Consider the following 2,367-nt stretch of genomic DNA (forward strand, 5'->3'; position numbering starts at 1 on the left):
ATGTCAACGTCAACCAGAACATCGCCCAGAACCAGAACATCGCCCAGCTGCAAAGCATCAACGTGAACACGCTCAACAACGTCGGCGTGATCGGCTCCGGCTTCGGCCCGCTGAGCATCGACGTCAACCCGTCGCAATGGGCCGCCACCCACGCCAAGGTCTGAACGGCATGCGCCCCCTCGCTTCGCGGAAACCCCGCGGGTTCCACGGCCAGCGGACACAATGCTCCGGCGCGCACTAGCGCAATTGGGAGCCCATCATCCGGTTGCGTTAAGTTGACAATGCCCGCCGAAGCGCAGCCGCCATTTCGGCCTTCACGCGCTCCTGCGCCACCCACCCATCCGTTACACCTTCTGCGCCTCCCCACACTGTCGGTCGCCATCGTCACTCCCATCACTTGGGCGATGCATCGGTTGCGGATTGGTAATCCGGTGATCACCATCACCAGGCATGCAGCGCCATAGGCCGGCAGCGCGCCTGGACGCCACCTACGCCAAGGCATGCACGGCTTGCGCCCCCGCATGGTGGAAGTGGCTGGGACAGCTATATTAATCCATGAAATTTCATTTAATATAAATTAAAGCAGATTTAATTAATATTAAATTCATGAGCAAGAAGTTAGCAATCAGCTCATAGGCGTCCCTCATGACAACCAGGCGACACCGTTGCAAATACCGCACGCACGCATAAATAAAAGATCGAAACTCTTTTGAAACGCCGATAATGTTGCACAGCACAAGACCAAGCACTCGTGTATGGCGCCCTAGAAACACTGCAGCCCGTTGTGTTGAACGCACAAAAGCAGTGCATTGACCAAAACGGTCTATCGGAATTCGACGATGCTGGCACGGCATTTAGTTGTGATGTTGCGACGTCAAAAGTCGAAGCCGRCTGCCCTATCGCGGATCCACAGCGCAGCGAGTTTGAAGCACTTCCGCGTATGCGAGGCCCCGCTCCTTTCGATTCGCCTGCCCCGAAGGGCAATGGGTTTTCCGGCCCGTGCTTTCCTTTAGTCCAATTTTGTTTTGATCGTTGTGCCACAGGAGCTACCGTAATGAAATTGCTTCGCACTCTTACCATTGTTGCCTTTGCACTCGCAGCTCTTCCTCATACTGCGCTGGCCGCCGATGCGCTGCCATCTTATGCCGGCGACCTATCGCAGACCTCAGTTTCCGGCCTGTCGTCGGGCGCCTTCATGGCGGTCCAGTATCAGGTCGCATACTCAGGTTCTGTCGCCGGTGCCGGTGTGGTAGCGGGTGGGCCGTATTATTGTGCGGCTGGGAACATCCTCAACACAACGATCTGCATGGGGCAGGTGCCGTTCGTGCCGCCGAATCCTGCACTGATGGTAGCCGCCGCAACGGGTTTTGCGTCGCTCGGTCAGATCGACCCGCTAGCGAATTTGCAGAAGGCCCGGGTCTATGTATTTAGCGGAACGAAGGATACCGTTGTCTACCAGCAGGCTGTCGACGCGACAGTGTCGTTCTTCAAGGAGGCCGGCGTTCCTGCGTCTAGCCTGCAGTATGTGAATAACGTGGCAGCCGGCCATGCATTCATCACACCGGCGTTCGGCAACGTGTGTTCCGATAACGCATCTCCATACATCAGTCACTGCGCGGTCGGCAAGCGAGGGTACGATCAGGCTGGCGCGTTGCTGCAGCAGATCTACGGCACGCTGAACCCGCCGGCGAAGAGTTTGTCAGGAAGAATCGTGCCGTTCGACCAGCGGGAGTTCGCGACGACCGCGACAGGCATGGCGGATACGGGCTTCGTTTATGTGCCGAGTTCATGCGCTCAGGGAGCACCGTGCAAAGTCCACGTGGCATTCCATGGGTGCAAGCAGTCCGAAGCCGTGGTCGGCAATGATTTCTATGCGAAGACGAACTACAACTATTGGGCGGACACAAACAACATCCTTGTGCTGTATCCGCAAGTGAATGCGTCTACGGTTCCATTTAATCCGCAAGGCTGCTGGGACTGGTTCGGTTATACCGGATCTGATTACGCGCTGAAATCGGGGGCGCAATTGAGCGCTGTCAACGCCATGGTCGGCCGGCTGCTATCCAAGCCGTGATGTAGGGCGGCCGCTAACTCGCCAGGAAATCCTGCTCGTGTTCTCGGCCAATGCCGGCTTCTCGTTGGCGCCAGAGCCTAACGAGCCTCCCAAGCCCATGGATGCGCCCGGCGTTCGCGAAGAAACTACTACTTTTGGTTATGAAAGATCTGTTTGTTATTTTGGTTCATCCGACTTTCGTGTGGGTCAGCGCAGCTGGATGTAGGTTGAGACCACCGCAGTGGAAGTAGACGGCGATCTTAAAGTGGTCCGGATTGCGATAGCCGCAGGCTCGCTTCTGCACAGTGGCGATC

Annotated in this window: 1 protein-coding gene; it reads left to right on the forward strand. The window is 56.8% G+C overall.

Annotation, left to right across the window (positions count from 1 at the left end; translation table 11 throughout):
* Nucleotides 1-1,054 precede the first annotated feature (1,054 nt).
* Nucleotides 1,055-2,074, forward strand: a complete 1,020-nt coding sequence (locus tag AC1DN0_RS40870) for an extracellular catalytic domain type 2 short-chain-length polyhydroxyalkanoate depolymerase (RefSeq protein ID WP_441629624.1) — start codon at nucleotides 1,055-1,057, stop codon at nucleotides 2,072-2,074.
* Nucleotides 2,075-2,367 lie beyond the last annotated feature (293 nt).

It is taken from the genome of Cupriavidus sp. 05N39 (assembly GCF_056397325.1).